The sequence below is a fragment of the Flavobacterium sp. N1994 genome (genome assembly GCF_025947145.1).
Classification (GTDB): Bacteria; Bacteroidota; Bacteroidia; order Flavobacteriales; family Flavobacteriaceae; genus Flavobacterium.
On sequence record NZ_CP109999.1, the window covers coordinates 2,704,893 to 2,720,939 of the forward strand.

At 35.4% G+C, this 16,047-nt stretch carries 13 protein-coding genes and 1 riboswitch; of the genes, 12 read left to right on the forward strand and 1 reads right to left on the reverse strand.

Going from position 1 to position 16,047, the window contains the following annotated elements; translation table 11 throughout:
* Nucleotides 1-253 precede the first annotated feature (253 nt).
* The 9 genes from OLM53_RS12125 to OLM53_RS12165 all read left to right on the forward strand — a co-directional run bounded on the left by OLM53_RS12125 (nucleotide 254) and on the right by OLM53_RS12165 (nucleotide 11,851).
* The gene (locus OLM53_RS12125; protein WP_264520496.1) at nucleotides 254-1,546 is read left to right on the forward strand and encodes an O-acetylhomoserine aminocarboxypropyltransferase/cysteine synthase family protein; all 1,293 of its coding nucleotides are present in this window, start codon (nucleotides 254-256) and stop codon (nucleotides 1,544-1,546) included.
* 99 nt (nucleotides 1,547-1,645) lie between these two features.
* A complete protein-coding gene (locus OLM53_RS12130; protein WP_264520497.1) occupies nucleotides 1,646-2,650 on the forward strand; it encodes an alpha/beta fold hydrolase in 1,005 nt (334 codons plus the stop codon).
* Complete coding sequence (locus OLM53_RS12135) at nucleotides 2,637-3,737, forward strand: aspartate kinase (RefSeq protein WP_264520498.1); 1,101 nt, start codon at nucleotides 2,637-2,639, stop codon at nucleotides 3,735-3,737. Before OLM53_RS12130 ends, OLM53_RS12135 begins: the two co-directional genes overlap by 14 nt.
* 140 nt (nucleotides 3,738-3,877) lie before the next feature.
* A complete protein-coding gene (locus OLM53_RS12140; protein WP_264520499.1) occupies nucleotides 3,878-4,762 on the forward strand; it encodes a T9SS-dependent choice-of-anchor J family protein in 885 nt (294 codons plus the stop codon).
* 148 nt (nucleotides 4,763-4,910) lie between these two features.
* Nucleotides 4,911-5,015, forward strand: a riboswitch (SAM riboswitch).
* Nucleotides 5,016-5,187: 172 nt separating this feature from the next.
* Nucleotides 5,188-6,177, forward strand: a complete 990-nt coding sequence (locus OLM53_RS12145; RefSeq protein ID WP_264520500.1) for a homocysteine S-methyltransferase family protein — start codon at nucleotides 5,188-5,190, stop codon at nucleotides 6,175-6,177.
* A gap of 59 nt (nucleotides 6,178-6,236) precedes the next feature.
* The gene (gene metH, locus OLM53_RS12150; protein WP_264520501.1) at nucleotides 6,237-8,897 is read left to right on the forward strand and encodes a methionine synthase; all 2,661 of its coding nucleotides are present in this window, start codon (nucleotides 6,237-6,239) and stop codon (nucleotides 8,895-8,897) included.
* 1 nt (nucleotide 8,898) lies between these two features.
* The gene (gene metF / locus OLM53_RS12155; RefSeq protein ID WP_264520502.1) at nucleotides 8,899-9,855 is read left to right on the forward strand and encodes a methylenetetrahydrofolate reductase [NAD(P)H]; all 957 of its coding nucleotides are present in this window, start codon (nucleotides 8,899-8,901) and stop codon (nucleotides 9,853-9,855) included.
* Nucleotides 9,856-10,002: 147 nt separating this feature from the next.
* Entirely contained in the window at nucleotides 10,003-11,091 is a 1,089-nt protein-coding gene (locus OLM53_RS12160; protein WP_264520503.1) for an acyloxyacyl hydrolase, read from the forward strand.
* A 10-nt stretch (nucleotides 11,092-11,101) separates the two neighbouring features.
* On the forward strand, nucleotides 11,102-11,851 hold the full coding sequence (locus OLM53_RS12165; protein WP_264520504.1) for a head GIN domain-containing protein: 750 nt from the start codon (nucleotides 11,102-11,104) through the stop codon (nucleotides 11,849-11,851).
* A 31-nt stretch (nucleotides 11,852-11,882) separates the two neighbouring features.
* On the opposite strand, the gene gldA is transcribed toward OLM53_RS12165, so the two are convergent.
* Nucleotides 11,883-12,785, reverse strand: a complete 903-nt coding sequence (gldA, locus tag OLM53_RS12170; protein WP_264520505.1) for a gliding motility-associated ABC transporter ATP-binding subunit GldA — start codon at nucleotides 12,783-12,785, stop codon at nucleotides 11,883-11,885.
* Between the two features lie 119 nt (nucleotides 12,786-12,904).
* Between gldA and OLM53_RS12175 the strand changes: the two genes are divergently transcribed.
* The 3 genes from OLM53_RS12175 to OLM53_RS12185 all read left to right on the forward strand — a co-directional run bounded on the left by OLM53_RS12175 (nucleotide 12,905) and on the right by OLM53_RS12185 (nucleotide 16,042).
* The gene (locus tag OLM53_RS12175; RefSeq protein WP_264520506.1) at nucleotides 12,905-13,831 is read left to right on the forward strand and encodes a M28 family metallopeptidase; all 927 of its coding nucleotides are present in this window, start codon (nucleotides 12,905-12,907) and stop codon (nucleotides 13,829-13,831) included.
* Nucleotides 13,832-14,072: 241 nt separating this feature from the next.
* On the forward strand, nucleotides 14,073-14,900 hold the full coding sequence (locus OLM53_RS12180) for a prephenate dehydratase (RefSeq protein WP_264520507.1): 828 nt from the start codon (nucleotides 14,073-14,075) through the stop codon (nucleotides 14,898-14,900).
* Nucleotides 14,897-16,042 carry a pyridoxal phosphate-dependent aminotransferase gene (locus OLM53_RS12185; RefSeq protein WP_264520508.1) on the forward strand — a complete coding sequence of 382 codons (1,146 nt, stop codon included), beginning with the start codon at nucleotides 14,897-14,899 and terminating at the stop codon, nucleotides 16,040-16,042. Before OLM53_RS12180 ends, OLM53_RS12185 begins: the two co-directional genes overlap by 4 nt.
* Nucleotides 16,043-16,047 lie beyond the last annotated feature (5 nt).

Here is a 16,047-nt window from a genome sequence, read left to right on the forward strand (position 1 = left end):
TTTTATTTAAAAGAAATTCAAAAAGCAATAAAATTAAAAAATAAAATAATGAACGGAACAGGAAAAAATATGATGATGAACAACATGATGATGCATATGATGTGTTGTTGTATTGGCATACCCTGTTACCAAAAGTTGAGCACTTAGTCGTAGTATAGCTACTTCCTAAAAGTCCCTTTGGTAAGCCATCCAAAGGGACTTTTTTTATTTCAAAAAAAAAATCTAAATAGTTAAACAATTAAAATTCTAAATCATGAGCACACAAAAATTTGCAACAAACGCATTACACGCAGGACACGACGTTACTAAAAACGCAGGAACCAGAGCCGTTCCAATCTACCAAACGACTTCGTATGTATTTAATAATTCAGACCATGCTGCCAATCTTTTTGGACTAGCTGAAGCCGGATTCATTTACACTCGTTTGAACAACCCAACAAACGATATTCTTGAACAACGCTTAGCGGCACTCGAAGGCGGAATCGGAGCAGTAGTTACGGCATCAGGAACTTCAGCAATTGCAACGACCTTGTTGGTTTTACTAAAAGCGGGTGATCACATTGTAGCCTCCAATAGCTTGTACGGAGGAACCTATAATCTGCTGAAAGTAACTTTGCCAAGATTAGGCATTACAACAACTTTCGTCGATCCATCTAATCCAGAAAACTTTACCAAAGCAGCGCAAGAAAACACAAGAGCTTTTTTCGCCGAAAGTTTAGGAAACCCAAAATTAGATGTGTTGGATTTGAAAGCTATTTCTAAAGAAGCCAAAGCCTTCAAAGTGCCTTTTATTGTTGATAATACTGTAGCAACACCCTTTTTGCTGAACCCAATTCAATATGGCGCCGATATCGTTATTCATTCGTTAACCAAATACATCACAGGAAACGGAACTTCATTAGGAGGTGTAATCATTGATGCTGGAAACTTCGATTGGAGCAATGGGAAATTCCCTGAATTTACAGAGCCATCAGCAGGTTATCACGGATTAAAATACTACGAAGCTCTTGGAGCAGCCTCATTTATTGCCAAAGTAAGAATCGAAGGGTTACGCGATTTCGGAGCAGCATTAAGTCCGTTTAACGCTTTCCAAACCATTCAAGGATTAGAAACTTTAGAAATTAGAATCAAGAAACACAGTGAAAATGCTTTGGCTTTAGCCCAATGGTTACAAACGCAAGAGCAAGTAGCTTGGGTAAATTATCCTGGATTAGCATCATCTAAATACAAAGACTTAGCCGATGAATATTTACCAAAAGGAAAAAGCGGCATCGTAACCTTCGGGTTAAAAGGAGGATTCGAAGCTGCCAAAAAAGTCGCTGATGGCACTAAATTATTCTCTTTGCTTGCCAATATTGGCGATACAAAATCGCTTATCATCCATCCAGCTAGCACTACGCATCAACAATTATCTGACGCCGAACAGGAAACTACAGGAGTGACTAAAGATTTAATCCGCCTCTCAGTAGGTTTAGAAGATATTGAAGATTTGAAAGCCGATTTGAAAGCGGTTTTTGTAACCCTAAAGACGCCTCAACTTATATAATAAAGAAATTGAAGATAAAACCAATTGGTTAGGTTTGGTTTGTTTGTTAAGACTGTCTTCAAAGTTGAGGTTGAAGGCAGTCTTTTAAAAAAAATTGTTATGAAAAAGAATTTAGAAAAAATAGACCTGTTCATTTTTGATTTAGAAAACGGAAAACGAAGACCGTATATTCCGCTGTTCTATCAGACCTTTGGTCAGCCCATAGGGTCGGCGCCAGTCGTAGTAGTTAACCATGCGCTTACAGGAAACTCCAATGTTACCGGAGAAAATGGCTGGTGGAATGATTTAATTGGCGAAGATAAAACTGTCGACACCAATTATTTTACAGTCATTTCGTTTAATATCCCTGGAAATGGGTACGATAATATTTTTGGAAATTTAATCACTTCTTATCAAGATTTTACCATTAGAGATGTGGCTCGAATTTTTTGGGAAGGTTTGTCTTTCCTCAAAATTGAATCTGTTTTTGCTGTTATTGGAGGAAGTTTAGGAGGAGCTGTGGCCTGGGAAATGGCAACTTTAAAACCAAAATCAATAGAAAACTTAATTCCGATTGCAACCGATTGGAAAGCTACTGATTGGGTTATTGCCAATGTTTTGATTCAGGATCAAATTCTCAATAATTCAGATGATCCTATTGCCGATGCACGCCTGCATGCTATGTTGTTGTATAGAACGCCTCAATCTATTAACAAACGTTTTCAACGAAATAAATTCAAAGATTCTGAGGTGTTTCAAATAGAGAATTGGTTGGCCAATCACGGAGTCAAACTCAAAAACCGTTTTCGCTTATCCGCTTATAAATTGATGAATCATTTGCTTAAAACGAATGATATTACTCGAGATAGAAATGATTTTTTGGTGGTGACCAAAGCAATTCAGTCCAATATTTATATTGTTGCAGTTGATACGGACTACTTTTTTATCCCAGATGAAAATCGGGAAACGTATGAAGTCTTGAAATCAATAAAAGAAAATGTGTTTTATCAAGAAATACATTCTATTCATGGTCACGATGCATTCCTAATAGAATTCGAACAATTAACCCAAATTTTAGCCCCCATTTTTAACATTAAAAAACAACAAAGTTATGTCAGTGCTTAGAATTAATATCGTTCTCTTTGGTATCGGCAATGTCGGTAGCACTTTAATCAATCAGGTTATTGAAAGTCAAAAATTCTTTCTAGAAAAAAGAAACATCGACCTACGGTTTCCCATTATTACCAACTCTACTTTAGCCTTTTTTGAAAAAGACGGACTAAAAAATCAATGGGAAGCCAACTTTGCCCAATCTGCTATTCCATTCCGAATTGAAGATATCATCGAATACGTTCAGGAACAACAATTGGAAAACTTGATTGCCGTTGATGCTACAGCCAGTGCAGATATCATCAAAAATTATATTCCACTTATTCAAAACGGATTTGATATTGTGGCAGCCAATAAAAAAGCCAATACGCTACATACTGATTTTTACAAAGAGTTAAGAAGAAATCTTAAGAAATATGATAAGACATTTTTATATGAAACGAATGTCGGTGCTGGATTACCTGTCGTTAAAACCATTAAAGACTTGTATTTATCTGGTGAAGAAATCACTAAAATTCGAGGTGTTTTTTCCGGTTCTGTAAGTTATATTTTTAATCGATTTTCTGAAGAAGAACTTCCGTTTTCAAAAATTTTAGCACAAGCCGAAAAAATCGGATTAACCGAACCCGATTCAAGAGAAGATTTATCCGGAAATGATGTAGCTAGAAAGTTGTTGATTTTAGCACGAGAAATAGAACAACAACTTGAGTTTTCTGATATCAAAATTGAATCCCTTTTGCTTCCAAATCTTAATGAAAAAAATTCCAAAGCCGACTATTCGGTCAACAAACAATTATTTGATAAGCCATTCCAAATCGCCAAAATCACGCAAGCTGAAAATCAAGTTTTACGTTATGTGGGCGAACTCGATGTAACATCAAAGCAAGTAGAAGTCAAATTAATTTCTGTTCCCAAAAGTTCTGCTTTAGGGCAACTAAAAGGAGCAGACAATCTAATTGAAATTTACACCAAATCTTATGGAGAGATTCCAATTGTTATTCAAGGAGCTGGAGCCGGAAAGCAAGTCACTGCTCGAGGAGTTTTGATAGATATTCTTAAAGTAGCCGAAAAAATTAAAATTAAAGAAGCGGTTTGGTTGTAATTTTTTTTATTTAGGATACATATTTTTATCATACAATATGCTGATGTTAACTCTTGGTCGAGTATTTATGCTGATTAAAGATTTGTTATGATGAATAAAAAATAAAAAAATTATTTTCGATTAAATTTAAAAAATATCTTATGAAAAAAACTTTACTCTTAATCGCATTTTTTACAACAATTATTTCAAGTGCTCAAAATTTAATTTCTCAAAATTTTGATGATATTACGACACTAGAACCAAGTGGTTGGATTTTTTCAAACCTAGCAAATAACGTTGGAAGTACTACTTGGTTTCAAGGAACTGATACTGTTTTTGCTGCTAACAGCGGAGCAACAACTTCCTACATTGGAGCCAATTTCAATAGCATTACGGGTTCGGGTAGAATAAGCACTTGGTTGTTTACACCTATGTTAACAGGATTGCAAAATGGTGATATTATTTCTTTTTATACTCGTACCACTATTAATCCAGCAACATATCCCGATAGATTAGAGCTAAGAATTAGCACAGAAGCAACAGAAGTTATGCCAAATGCCCCTAACAACGTTGGTAGTTTTACCACTTTGGCATTATCAGTAAATCCTACCATGAATACAACCGATTATCCTGCAATATGGACACAATATTCTTATACAATTACGGGATTATCAGGGCCAACGGATTGCAGAATCGCATTGCGTTATCATGTGCAACAAGGTGGGCCAACTGGTATAAATTCAAATTATATTGGGATTGATAATTTTTCTGTAGATAGACCAGCTCTTAATTCAAGAGATTTCTTTGCAAACAATTTCTCATTACAACCAAATCCAGTTAAAGATGTTTTTAATCTGACCGCAAAAAATAATGCAACAATTGATACTGTTTCCGTAATAGATATTAACGGAAGAATTGTAAAGGAAATGAAGTTTTCTAATATAGAGGCTGTTCAAATAAACATAGCTGATTTAAATGCTGGAGTTTATTTTGTTAAAGTAAAATCTGAATTAGGAGTTGGAACATCAAAAATTATTAAAAACTAAATTACATCAATTTTATTTTAAAAGGAGCATAGTTTTATGCTCCTTTTTTTATTACAACGATGTAGTTTTATTTTAGAACATATTTATAGATTTTTGTTGTAATTTTAAAAACTATGTCATTACTTTGCAGTGTTCATAAACTTATTGTTCGTTATCACGAAAGCTGGAGGGAATAGACCCGTTGAAAGCTTAGCAACCCTTTGCCAAAAGAAGGTGCTACATTCTATCCCAATTTATTGGGAGCAGATAACCCCGAGAATTCTTCTCAACTTTCTGATAACCTATAATACTGTCATGCTGAACTTGTTTCAGTATCTGAGCGAATGGCTTGCGTGTTTTTGCAGTCCATATTCCCGCTTTCTGTGCTACATGGTAGCACTGCCAATCGGGGCTAATTAGTTATCCATTTTTGTAAAGAATAAGAAATGTCAAAGATTCAACAAGCCATACAAGAGAGAATCCTCGTGCTCGACGGAGCGATGGGAACCATGCTACAACGCAACAATTTCTCCGAAGAAGATTTTCGAGGAGAACGTTTCAAAGATTTTCCACATCCTCTAAAAGGCAACAACGATTTACTTTCTATTACCCAACCCGAAGCGGTAAAACAAGTGCATCGCTTGTATTTTCAAGCTGGAGCTGATATTGTTGAAACCAATACGTTTTCAGGAACTACTATTGGTATGGCCGATTATCACTTAGAAGATTTGGTTTATGAACTCAACTATGAATCTGCAAAAATTGCTCGAGAAGTAGCTGACGAATTTACTGATAGACCTCGTTTTGTAGCAGGTTCCATAGGGCCAACTAATAGAACCGCTAGTATGTCGCCAGATGTTAACGACCCTGGATTTCGTGCCGTGACTTTTGACGATTTACGAATAGCTTACAAACAACAAGTAGAAGCCCTTATCGATGGTGGTGTCGACGTACTTTTAGTAGAAACTATTTTCGATACACTAAACGCAAAAGCGGCGTTATTCGCCATAGAAGAAGTAAAAGAAGAACGCAATCTTGATATTCCCGTGATGGTTTCTGGAACGATTACCGATGCTTCAGGAAGAACACTTTCAGGACAAACCGTAGAAGCATTTCTAATTTCAATTGCCCACATCGATTTACTAAGTATCGGATTTAATTGCGCCTTAGGTGCTGATCAATTGAAACCGTATTTAAAAAGATTAGCTCACAATACACAACTCAATATTTCAGCACATCCCAATGCAGGTTTGCCTAATGCTTTCGGTCAATACGACCAAACCCCGGAAGAAATGCAAGGGTTAATTAAGGAATATTTACAAGATAATTTAATCAACATCATTGGTGGTTGCTGCGGCACCACTCCAGAGCATATAAAGGCCATTGCAGAAGTAGCTGCAGAATTTAAACCGAGAACTATTTTAGAAAACGCATAATAAAAAACAACCACGAATTAAATTTGTGATAATTGGTGCAATTCGTGGCAAAAACAAAAATGGCAGAAACAAAATACTTAAAACTATCCGGATTAGAACCATTAATAGTTACTCCGGAATCAAACTTTATAAACGTAGGAGAACGAACGAATGTAACAGGCTCGCGTAAATTTTTGCGTTTAATTAAAGAGGAGAAATACGAAGAAGCCCTTGATATTGCGCGCAACCAAGTAGAAGGAGGCGCACAAATCATCGATATTAATATGGATGAAGGAATGTTGGATGGTGTGTATGCTATGACCAAATTCCTAAACTTAATTGCAGCCGAACCAGATATTGCTCGAGTTCCAGTAATGGTGGATAGCTCCAAATGGGAAATCATCGAAGCGGGTCTGAAAGTGATTCAAGGAAAAGGGGTTGTGAATTCGATTTCTCTTAAAGAAGGAAAAGAAGCATTCGTGCATCATGCCAAATTGATAAAAAGATACGGAGCTGCTGTAATCGTAATGGCTTTTGATGAAGACGGTCAGGCCGATAATTACGAAAGAAGAATCGAAATCTGTAAAAGGAGTTACGATATTCTGGTAAATGAAGTGCATTTTCCAGCTGAGGATATCATCTTCGATCCGAATATTTTTCCAGTCGCCACCGGAATGGAAGAACACAAACTAAACGCTTTAGATTTCTTCAGAGCCACCAAATGGATTCGTGAAAATCTTCCTTATGCCGGAGTTTCTGGCGGAGTAAGTAATGTTTCGTTTTCTTTCCGCGGTAACGACAAAGTACGTGAAGCAATGCACTCAGCGTTCCTATATCATGCTATTAAAAACGGAATGACGATGGGAATTGTAAATCCAGAAATGCTAGAGATTTATGACGAAATCGATCCAATTTTATTGGAACATGTAGAAGATGTTTTGTTGAATAGAAGAGAAGATGCCACTGAAAGATTATTGGATTTAGCAGAAAGTTTCAAAGGCGATTTTAAAGTCAATGAAAAAGCAATTCAAGAATGGAGAAACGGTTCGGTTCAAGATAGATTGACACATTCTTTAGTAAAAGGAATTGACGAATTTATAGAAATAGATGTTGAAGAAGCCAGAGCTACTTCTGAAAAAGCTATCGATGTTATCGAAATTAACTTAATGGCTGGAATGAACGTTGTTGGTGATTTATTTGGAAGCGGAAAAATGTTCTTGCCTCAAGTAGTAAAATCAGCTCGTGTGATGAAAAAAGCAGTAGCCTATTTATTGCCCTTCATCGAAGCACAAAAAGACGGAAAATCTTCCTCGGCCGGAAAAGTGTTGATGGCAACGGTAAAAGGTGATGTGCACGATATCGGGAAAAATATTGTAGCGGTAGTTTTAGGTTGCAACAATTTTGAAATCATCGATTTGGGTGTAATGGTGCCACCTGAAAAAATTATAGCGGCAGCTATTGAACACAATGTAGATATCATTGGACTTAGCGGATTAATTACGCCATCGCTAGACGAAATGGTGTATTTAGCCAAAGAAATGGACAAACTCAATATCAAAATTCCGATTATGATTGGTGGAGCAACCACTTCTCGAGCTCACACAGCTGTGAAAATTGCACCAGAATATAAGGAAACCGTAGTTCATGTTAACGATGCTTCACGTGCCGTAACAGTAGCTAGCAATCTGCTTCAGGCTGAAACTAAAGTGGAATACGCTAAAACCGTTCGTGCTGAGTATGACAAATTACGCGATGGATATTTGAATAGAAGTCGGGATAAAAATTATTTGTCAATTGAAGACGCTCGTAAAAATAAATTGCAATTAGATTGGGATAATTTCAGTCCAGTTAAACCAAATTTCATCGGAACCAAAACTGTTGAAATAGAACTGTCTGAATTAGTTGATTTCATTGACTGGACACCGTTTTTTAGTTCGTGGGAATTATATGGGAAATATCCAGCGATTTTGACGGATGAAGTTGTGGGAGAACAAGCCACTGCTTTATTTGCCGATGCTCAAAAAATGTTAGCTCAAATCGTTTCCGAAAAGTGGCTGACTGCGAAAGGTATTCTAGGAATTTTTCCAGCGAATACTGTAAATGATGATGATATTGAAATTCAAGGAACAAATTACAAGTTTCTGACTTTACGGCAACAATCTCAAAAAACAGCTGGAGCTCCAAACATTGCTTTAGCGGATTTTGTTACTCCAAAAGACAACGGAAAGCAAGATTACATCGGATGTTTTTGTGTAACGACAGGATTTGGTGTTGACGAAAAAGCATCCGAATTTGAAAAGCAATTAGACGATTATAATTCGATTTTAGTGAAAGCATTAGGTGATAGATTAGCCGAAGCCTTTGCGGAATATTTACACTTGAAAGTCCGAAAAGAAATCTGGGGCTATGCTTCGGATGAAAGCTTGAGCAATCAGGATTTAATTGAGGAAGAATACAAAGGAATACGCCCGGCACCAGGCTATCCAGCTTGTCCTGACCATTTAGAAAAACCAACGATTTGGAAATTATTAAATGTAGAACAAGAAATCGGAGTGCGATTAACCGAAAGCATGGCGATGTGGCCCGCATCATCAGTATCAGGATATTATTTTGCCAATCCAGAGAGTAAGTATTTCGGACTCGGGAAAATTAAAGAAGACCAAGTAATAGATTACGCCAAAAGAAGAGGCATTTCGACAGAAACCGCTACAAAATGGCTTAACCCCAATATAGCAGATTAAGATGAAAGTAACCCAACATATAGAAAACGCCAACGGAAAACCATTGTTTTCGTTTGAAATTTTACCGCCTTTAAAAGGACAAAATATTCAGTCTATTTTTGATAGTATTGATCCGTTAATGGAATTCAATCCGCCGTTTATTGATGTTACCTATCACCGTGAGGAATACGAGTATAAAGAATTACCCAACGGATTATTACAAAAGAAAATTGTAAAAAAGCGTCCAGGAACAGTTGGTATTTGTGCTGGTATTCAGAATAAATACAATGTCGATGCGATTCCACATATTTTGTGTGGCGGTTTTACCAAAGAAGATACTGAAAACTTATTGATTGATTTAGATTTCCTTGGAATAGATAATGTTGTGGCGCTTCGTGGTGATGCTTTGAAAACAGAAACCTATTTTCATCCTGAGAAAGAAGGGAATGAGTATGCTACCGATTTGGTGTTGCAAGTAAGCAATCTGAATAACGGAATTTATTTAGATGAAGATTTAAAGAATTCGGCTCAAACTAACTTTTGTATTGGTGTGGCTGGTTATCCGGAGAAACATATGGAAGCACCAAGTTTGGACAGTGATATTCATTTCTTAAAGCAAAAAATCAAAAACGGAGCGGATTATATCATCACTCAGATGTTTTTTGACAATCAAAAATACTTTGATTATGTGTCCAAAGTGCGTGCGGCTGGAATCACAGTTCCAATTATACCTGGATTGAAACCTATCGCAACCAAGAAGCAACTGAATTTGATTCCGCATCGTTTTAGTTTAGAATTGCCAGATGATTTGATTATGGCCGTTGTTAAAGCCAAAGACAACGATGCTGTAAAACAAATTGGTATAGAATGGTGTATTCAACAGAGTAAGGAATTAGTGGCTGCCGGAATTCCGGTGTTACATTACTATTCTATGGGAAAAGCCGAGAATATTAAAGCCATTGCTTCTACTGTTTTTTAAAATTATTTTCACAAAAGACAAATCCTAACTAGCCCCGATGGGAGTGGCTACCGTGTAGCGCGGACAGCGGGAACATGGCTGACAAAAATGCCCAAACGCTTCGCTCCTAAAGATATTCGATTATATTTGTGCGTTTTAATTTTTAGGATGAGGCATTTTTTCTACTTTATTGTATTGTTTTCGGGAGTTGTTTGTGCTCAGCATAAAAACACTTTTGCAGTTGAGGTGGCTACTTTGCGAGGGAATGTTTTACCGCATAGGGAAGACATGTATAACTTGATTAATGGGCATCCAGAAGGTGTTGTGGTTAGTTTTTTAGTTAAAACTCACGGAGCAAAAGATTGGCATAAAATTTATGGTTTCCCAGATTATGGGGCTTTTTTCTTGTATCAGGATTTTAAAAGTCAGCCTCTTGGACTATGTTATTCTGTGGGAGGATTTTACGACTTTTATTTTTTAAAAAGACATTTGCAACTGCGATTATCACAAGGGATTGCCTATGCAACGAATCCGTATGACAAGGTTAACAATAGTATTAACAAGGCTTTTGGCACCGAAATTTTAGATAACACCAATATTGGGTTGAGTTATGATAACCAAAAGTTGTTTAATCACATCGGGTTTCATGCGGGGCTTATGTTTACACATTATTCTAATGGTAGAGTGAAAACGCCTAATAGCGGGATTAATACTTATATGCTGAACGTTGGATTAAATTATAATTTCGAAAACGAAAAAGCCATTCAGAATGACACGGCTCTGGTAAAAAAATCCTATCGAGAACCTATTAAATACAATTTTGTTTTTAGAACTGGAGTTAATGAAAGTCCAATAATCAGAAGCGGACAACAGCCTTTTTACCATCTTGGATTTTATACTGATAAGCGTTTTAATAGGAAGTCGGCTTTACAACTTGGAGCAGATTTGTTTTTGACGTATTCCTTTAAAGATTATATTAAATATTATTCGGTGGCTTATCCTGAAAAGAATATTGACCCTAACACCGATTATAAACGAGTAGGAATTTTTGTGGGTTATGAACTTTTTGTCAATAGGATTTCACTTGAAGCTCAGTTAGGATATTATGTTTATGAGCCTTTTAAAAATGATATTCCGGTTTATGACCGAGTGGGTATGAAGTATTATATCACTGATAAAGTATTCGGAAGTTTTACAATAAAGACCCATATGTTTTTGGCGGAAGCTTTAGAGTTTGGTATTGGTGTTAGATTATAAAATAAAAGAGATGAAAAAGTTTTTGTTATCTATAGTGCTACTAATGGTTTTTAACTCATGTGAAAAACCTAGCGATTGTGTGGAGAGTAACGGAGCTATTATTACTAAGGATGTTCCAGTGTTGCCCTTTAAAAAAATTAAAGTTTATCGCGGAATTGAAGTTGTAATTACAGAAGGAACAGAGTATAAAGTTCAGATTCAAGCTGGAGAAAACTTCATTGACAATATTGGCGTGCAACAAAATGGGGACCAACTGATTTTTAAAGATGACACCAGTTGCAATTGGGTGAGAGCTTATGGAACCACAAAAATTTTGGTAACAACACCAACGCTAGAAGAAGTATATTCTAAAACAGATAGAAATATTAGTTCAAATGGGGTTTTGACTTTCCCAAATTTAATTTTTATCTCTTTTGATAAAGATGCCGATGGTGAAGCTGGAGCAGGAATAGGTGATTTTACTTTGAATATTAATAATCAATCGTTGACTATTGCAAATAATAATGTGTCGCGATTTTACTTGACAGGTCAAACCAATACGGCTAATTTTAATTTCTATTTTGGAGACGGACGGATTGAGGCTCAAAATTTAATTGCTCAAAATATTGTAGTCTATCATCGAGGTTCTAACGATATGATTGTAAACCCAATTCAAAGCATAACCGGGACTATGAATAGTACGGGTAATATTATGTTAAAGCATATACCGCCAATTGTTAATGTCCAACAATTGTTTTATGGACATGTAGTATATCCATAAAAAAAATCCCGATGATTCGGGATTTTTTGTTTTATTGCTGTTTTGTTTTTTCTCTGAAAATCTGTTCTAAATTTTTGCTCTTTAAACTGATTTGAAGTGTTTTTAAACCGTTTTCCTGTGCAAAATCAAACACTTTTGGACGCATATCTTCTTCTGTATTGAAGGTTAAAACCCAAAGATTGTCACTGGTGTTTTTATAAGTTTTGATGTTAGGTAAATTAGCTAATAAACTTTCAGCAATAGCTTTGTCAAATTCTACTTCGATGATTTGTTCTTTTTCTTCTGAAACTAATTTGTCTAATTTTTTATCGGTCACAATTTTACCATTATCAATGATGATGACGCGATCGCAAATGGCTTCCACTTCCTGCATAATGTGTGTGGATAGAAAAACCGTTTTGTCTTTTCCAACATTCTTAATAACATTTCGGATTTCCACTAATTGATTTGGGTCAAGTCCTGTTGTTGGTTCATCTAAAATTAACACATCAGGATTATGAAGCAAAGCCGTTGCCAATCCAACACGTTGACGGAATCCTTTAGATAATTGTCCAATTTTTTTATGACTTTCTGGAGATAGACCAGTAAGTTGAATTACTTCTTCTATTCGGGATTTAGCCACTTTATATACATCCGCATTGAAAGCCAAATATTCTCTAACATACAAATCCAAATACAACGGATTGTGTTCTGGTAAATAGCCAACAGAAAGTTGCACTGCTTTTTGGTTTTCAGCAACATCACTTCCATTTACAGTCGCAGTTCCTTCATCAGCATTGATAAAGGTGGTCAAAATTTTCATTAAAGTTGATTTTCCAGCACCATTCGGCCCAAGAAAACCAACGATTTCTCCTTTTTTTACTGAAAAAGAAACATTGTCTAATGCTTTCTGAGCACCATAACTTTTCGAAATATTTTGAACTTCTATTGACATAACTGAACTATTTGAAGCAAATGTAAATAGAAAAAATATTGATTTATTATTTTTTAAGATTACTATAGTTGTTTTTATTTAAAATTTGATTTTTATATTTACACAAAACACTATAAAGTATGAAAAGAGTCTTGTTCCTGTTTTTGTTAATTGGATTTATTTCCAAAGCTCAAGTCAAACCAACCATTCAAAAAGATGATATCGTTAGAATTGAAACAACGTTGGCATCTGATAAAATGGAAGGTAGACAAATTTTCACAACGGGTGTTGATTCGGCTTCAGCCTTTATTGAAAAAGAATTTTCCAAAGTTGGATTGACTTATTACAAAGGACTAAAGAATTATAGACAAGAATTTGTTGTCAGAAATGCAAGTGCCAATAATGTTATTGGAATCCTTCCAGGAAAATCAAAACCAAATGAATATGTCGTTTTTTCAAGCCATTATGATCATTTAGGGAAAGAAGAAAATGGAAAGGATAAAGTATACAATGGTGCCAATGATGATGCTTCTGGAACCACTGCTGTAATTGCTTTGGCAAACTATTTTAAAGAATTGAATAATAACGAAAGAACCATAATCTTTGTTTGTTTTACAGGAGAAGAAGAAGGAGGATTTGGGTCTAAGTTTTTTTCGGAAAGTATAAATCCAGATGATGTAATAGCTATGTTCAACATAGAAATGATTGGCACAGAAAGTAAGTGGCATAAAAATTCGGCCTACATAACAGGATTTGAAAAGTCTAATTTTGGAACCATTCTTCAAAATAATTTGAAAGGGAGTAAGTTCCGATTTTATGAAGACCCTTATTTAGAAGAAAATCTTTTTTATCGTTCAGACAATGCAACTCTTGCCGCTTATGGAGTTCCTGCTCATACCATTTCTACTTCAAAAATGGATTCAGAACCCAATTATCATCAATTGAGTGATGAAGTATCCACTTTAGATTTTGATAATATGACCGAAATTATCAAAGCCATCGCGATTAGCTCGGAAAGTATTGTTAATGGGAAAGATACACCAACGAGGGTTCAAAAAATTAGATAGTTTCATTTTTTACTAAAACGTTATAGTATTTTTTTTTGCAATGCCTTGTAAAACCTATGTTTTTATTTCCTACATTAGCCAAACAGATATCAAAAATGAGAACATTCAACACTTGGTTTAACTATTACTTTTATTTCTTCTTCGGACAGAAAAAGGGATTAGTGTTGTGTTATGTAAAAAAGTAAAATTTAAAATAACCATATATAAATCCCGATGAGAATCGGGATTTTTTTTTGGCTCTATGGAAACAAAAATTGCAATTCAAGGAATTAAAGGTTCATTTCATCATCAAGTGGCGCAGGAATATTTTGCTTCTGATTTTGATTTAGATGAATGTATGTCGTTTCCAGATTTGGTAAAAAGTCTTTTAGAAAACAAGACACAGAAAGGGGTGATGGCTTTAGAGAACTCAATTGCGGGATCTATAATTCCAAATTATGCTTTAATCGACCGCAATAATCTGCATATTATTGGGGAACATTATTTAGATATTCATCTGAATTTAATGGCGCTAAAGGGACAGCAAATGGAAGATATCAAAGAAGTGCATTCTCATCCGATGGCACTGTTACAATGCGCTCCTTTTTTTAGTCAATACCCACACATCAAATTGGTAGAAAGCGGAGATACAGCAGAAACGGCAAGTAGAATTCAAGAACAAAAACTCATGGGTATTGGCGCAGTAGCGGCTCCCATTGCTGCCAAATTGTACGATTTAGAAATTCTCTCAGCAGGAATTCATACGATTCAAAGCAACAAAACCCGATTTGTGATTGTAAAAACGGAAAATAAAGAATTACCCAAGGAGGAAATTAATAAGGCTTCGATTAAGTTTGAATTAGATGATACTCCGGGAAGTTTGGCAACGGTTTTAAATGTGATGAATAATTCGAAACTGAATTTGACTAAAATCCAATCCATGCCCATTATTGAAACCCCATTTCAGTATTCCTTTTTTGTTGATGTAGTTTTTGAAAAATACAAACATTATGAAAAAGCTAAAAAGATTTTGGAATTAATGACTACGCATTTTAAAGTGTTAGGTGAATATAAAAAAGGAGAGCAATGATAGTAACAGCCAAAAGATTAGATACCGTTGAGGAATATTACTTCTCCAAGAAATTGCGGGAAGTCCGTCAACTCATTTCGGAAGGGAAACCTATCATCAACATGGGAATTGGTAGTCCTGATTTGGCCCCAGATAAATCGGTAATTGAAGCTATTCAAAAAGCAATGTTTGATGACAAAGCCCACGAATACCAAAGCTATCAGGGGTTGCCAGAGCTTAGAAAAGGAATGGCTGATTTTTATCAAAAGCAATTTGGAGTGACAGTAGATTTCAATTCAGAAGTTTTGCCATTGATGGGTTCCAAAGAAGGAATTATGCATATTTCATTAGCATTTTTAAATGAAGGGGATGCCGTTTTAATTCCAAATCCTGGATATCCCACTTATGCCTCGGTAACCGAATTGGTTCAGGCTAAAGCCGTTTATTATGATTTATCGGAGGATACAAATTGGGAACCTGATTTTGAAGCTTTGGGAAAATTAGATTTATCAAAAGTCAAACTAATGTGGGTTTCGTATCCACACATGCCAACAGGAAAAAACGGGACATTAGAATTATTTAAAAAATTAATAGCCTTTGGGAAGAAGCACCATATTTTGATTGTAAATGACAATCCGTATAGTTTTGTATTGAACGAAAATCCTATTTCAATATTACAGATTGAAGGCGCAAAAGAAGTGGCTTTAGAATTAAATTCTTTATCCAAAACTTATAATATGGCAGGTTGGCGTGTTGGAATGGTTTTAGGAAATCCAACTTTGATTGATGCCGTGTTAAAAGTAAAAAGCAATATGGATAGTGGTATGTTTTATGGCATTCAGAAAGGAGCCATTGAAGCTTTGAAACTTGGTAAAGATTGGTTTGAGGAGCAAAATGAAATTTACACCAAACGCAGAAACCTGATTTTCGAATTGGCTCAAAAACTGAATTGTACTTTTGATAAAACGAATGTGGGTTTATTTGTTTGGGCTAAGCTGCCAAAAGAAATACCATCTGCAGAAGAATTTATAGATAAAGTGTTACTCGAAAAACATATTTTTATAACACCAGGAACTATTTTTGGTAGCAATGGAGAAGGTTATATTCGATTTTCACTTTGTGTTACTGAAGCTAAAATACAAGAAGCTATTTCAAGATTTTAAATAGA

Coding starts and splice junctions, on each gene's coding strand:
- OLM53_RS12145 (WP_264520500.1), top strand. CDS start 5,188: ATGTCAAAGATTCAACAAGCCATACAAGAGAGAATCCTCGTGCTCGAC.
- OLM53_RS12125 (WP_264520496.1), top strand. CDS start 254: ATGAGCACACAAAAATTTGCAACAAACGCATTACACGCAGGACACGAC.
- gldA (WP_264520505.1), bottom strand. CDS start 12,785: ATGTCAATAGAAGTTCAAAATATTTCGAAAAGTTATGGTGCTCAGAAA.
- OLM53_RS12135 (WP_264520498.1), top strand. CDS start 2,637: ATGTCAGTGCTTAGAATTAATATCGTTCTCTTTGGTATCGGCAATGTC.
- metH (WP_264520501.1), top strand. CDS start 6,237: ATGGCAGAAACAAAATACTTAAAACTATCCGGATTAGAACCATTAATA.
- metF (WP_264520502.1), top strand. CDS start 8,899: ATGAAAGTAACCCAACATATAGAAAACGCCAACGGAAAACCATTGTTT.
- OLM53_RS12140 (WP_264520499.1), top strand. CDS start 3,878: ATGAAAAAAACTTTACTCTTAATCGCATTTTTTACAACAATTATTTCA.
- OLM53_RS12160 (WP_264520503.1), top strand. CDS start 10,003: ATGAGGCATTTTTTCTACTTTATTGTATTGTTTTCGGGAGTTGTTTGT.
- OLM53_RS12185 (WP_264520508.1), top strand. CDS start 14,897: ATGATAGTAACAGCCAAAAGATTAGATACCGTTGAGGAATATTACTTC.
- OLM53_RS12180 (WP_264520507.1), top strand. CDS start 14,073: ATGGAAACAAAAATTGCAATTCAAGGAATTAAAGGTTCATTTCATCAT.
- OLM53_RS12175 (WP_264520506.1), top strand. CDS start 12,905: ATGAAAAGAGTCTTGTTCCTGTTTTTGTTAATTGGATTTATTTCCAAA.
- OLM53_RS12165 (WP_264520504.1), top strand. CDS start 11,102: ATGAAAAAGTTTTTGTTATCTATAGTGCTACTAATGGTTTTTAACTCA.
- OLM53_RS12130 (WP_264520497.1), top strand. CDS start 1,646: ATGAAAAAGAATTTAGAAAAAATAGACCTGTTCATTTTTGATTTAGAA.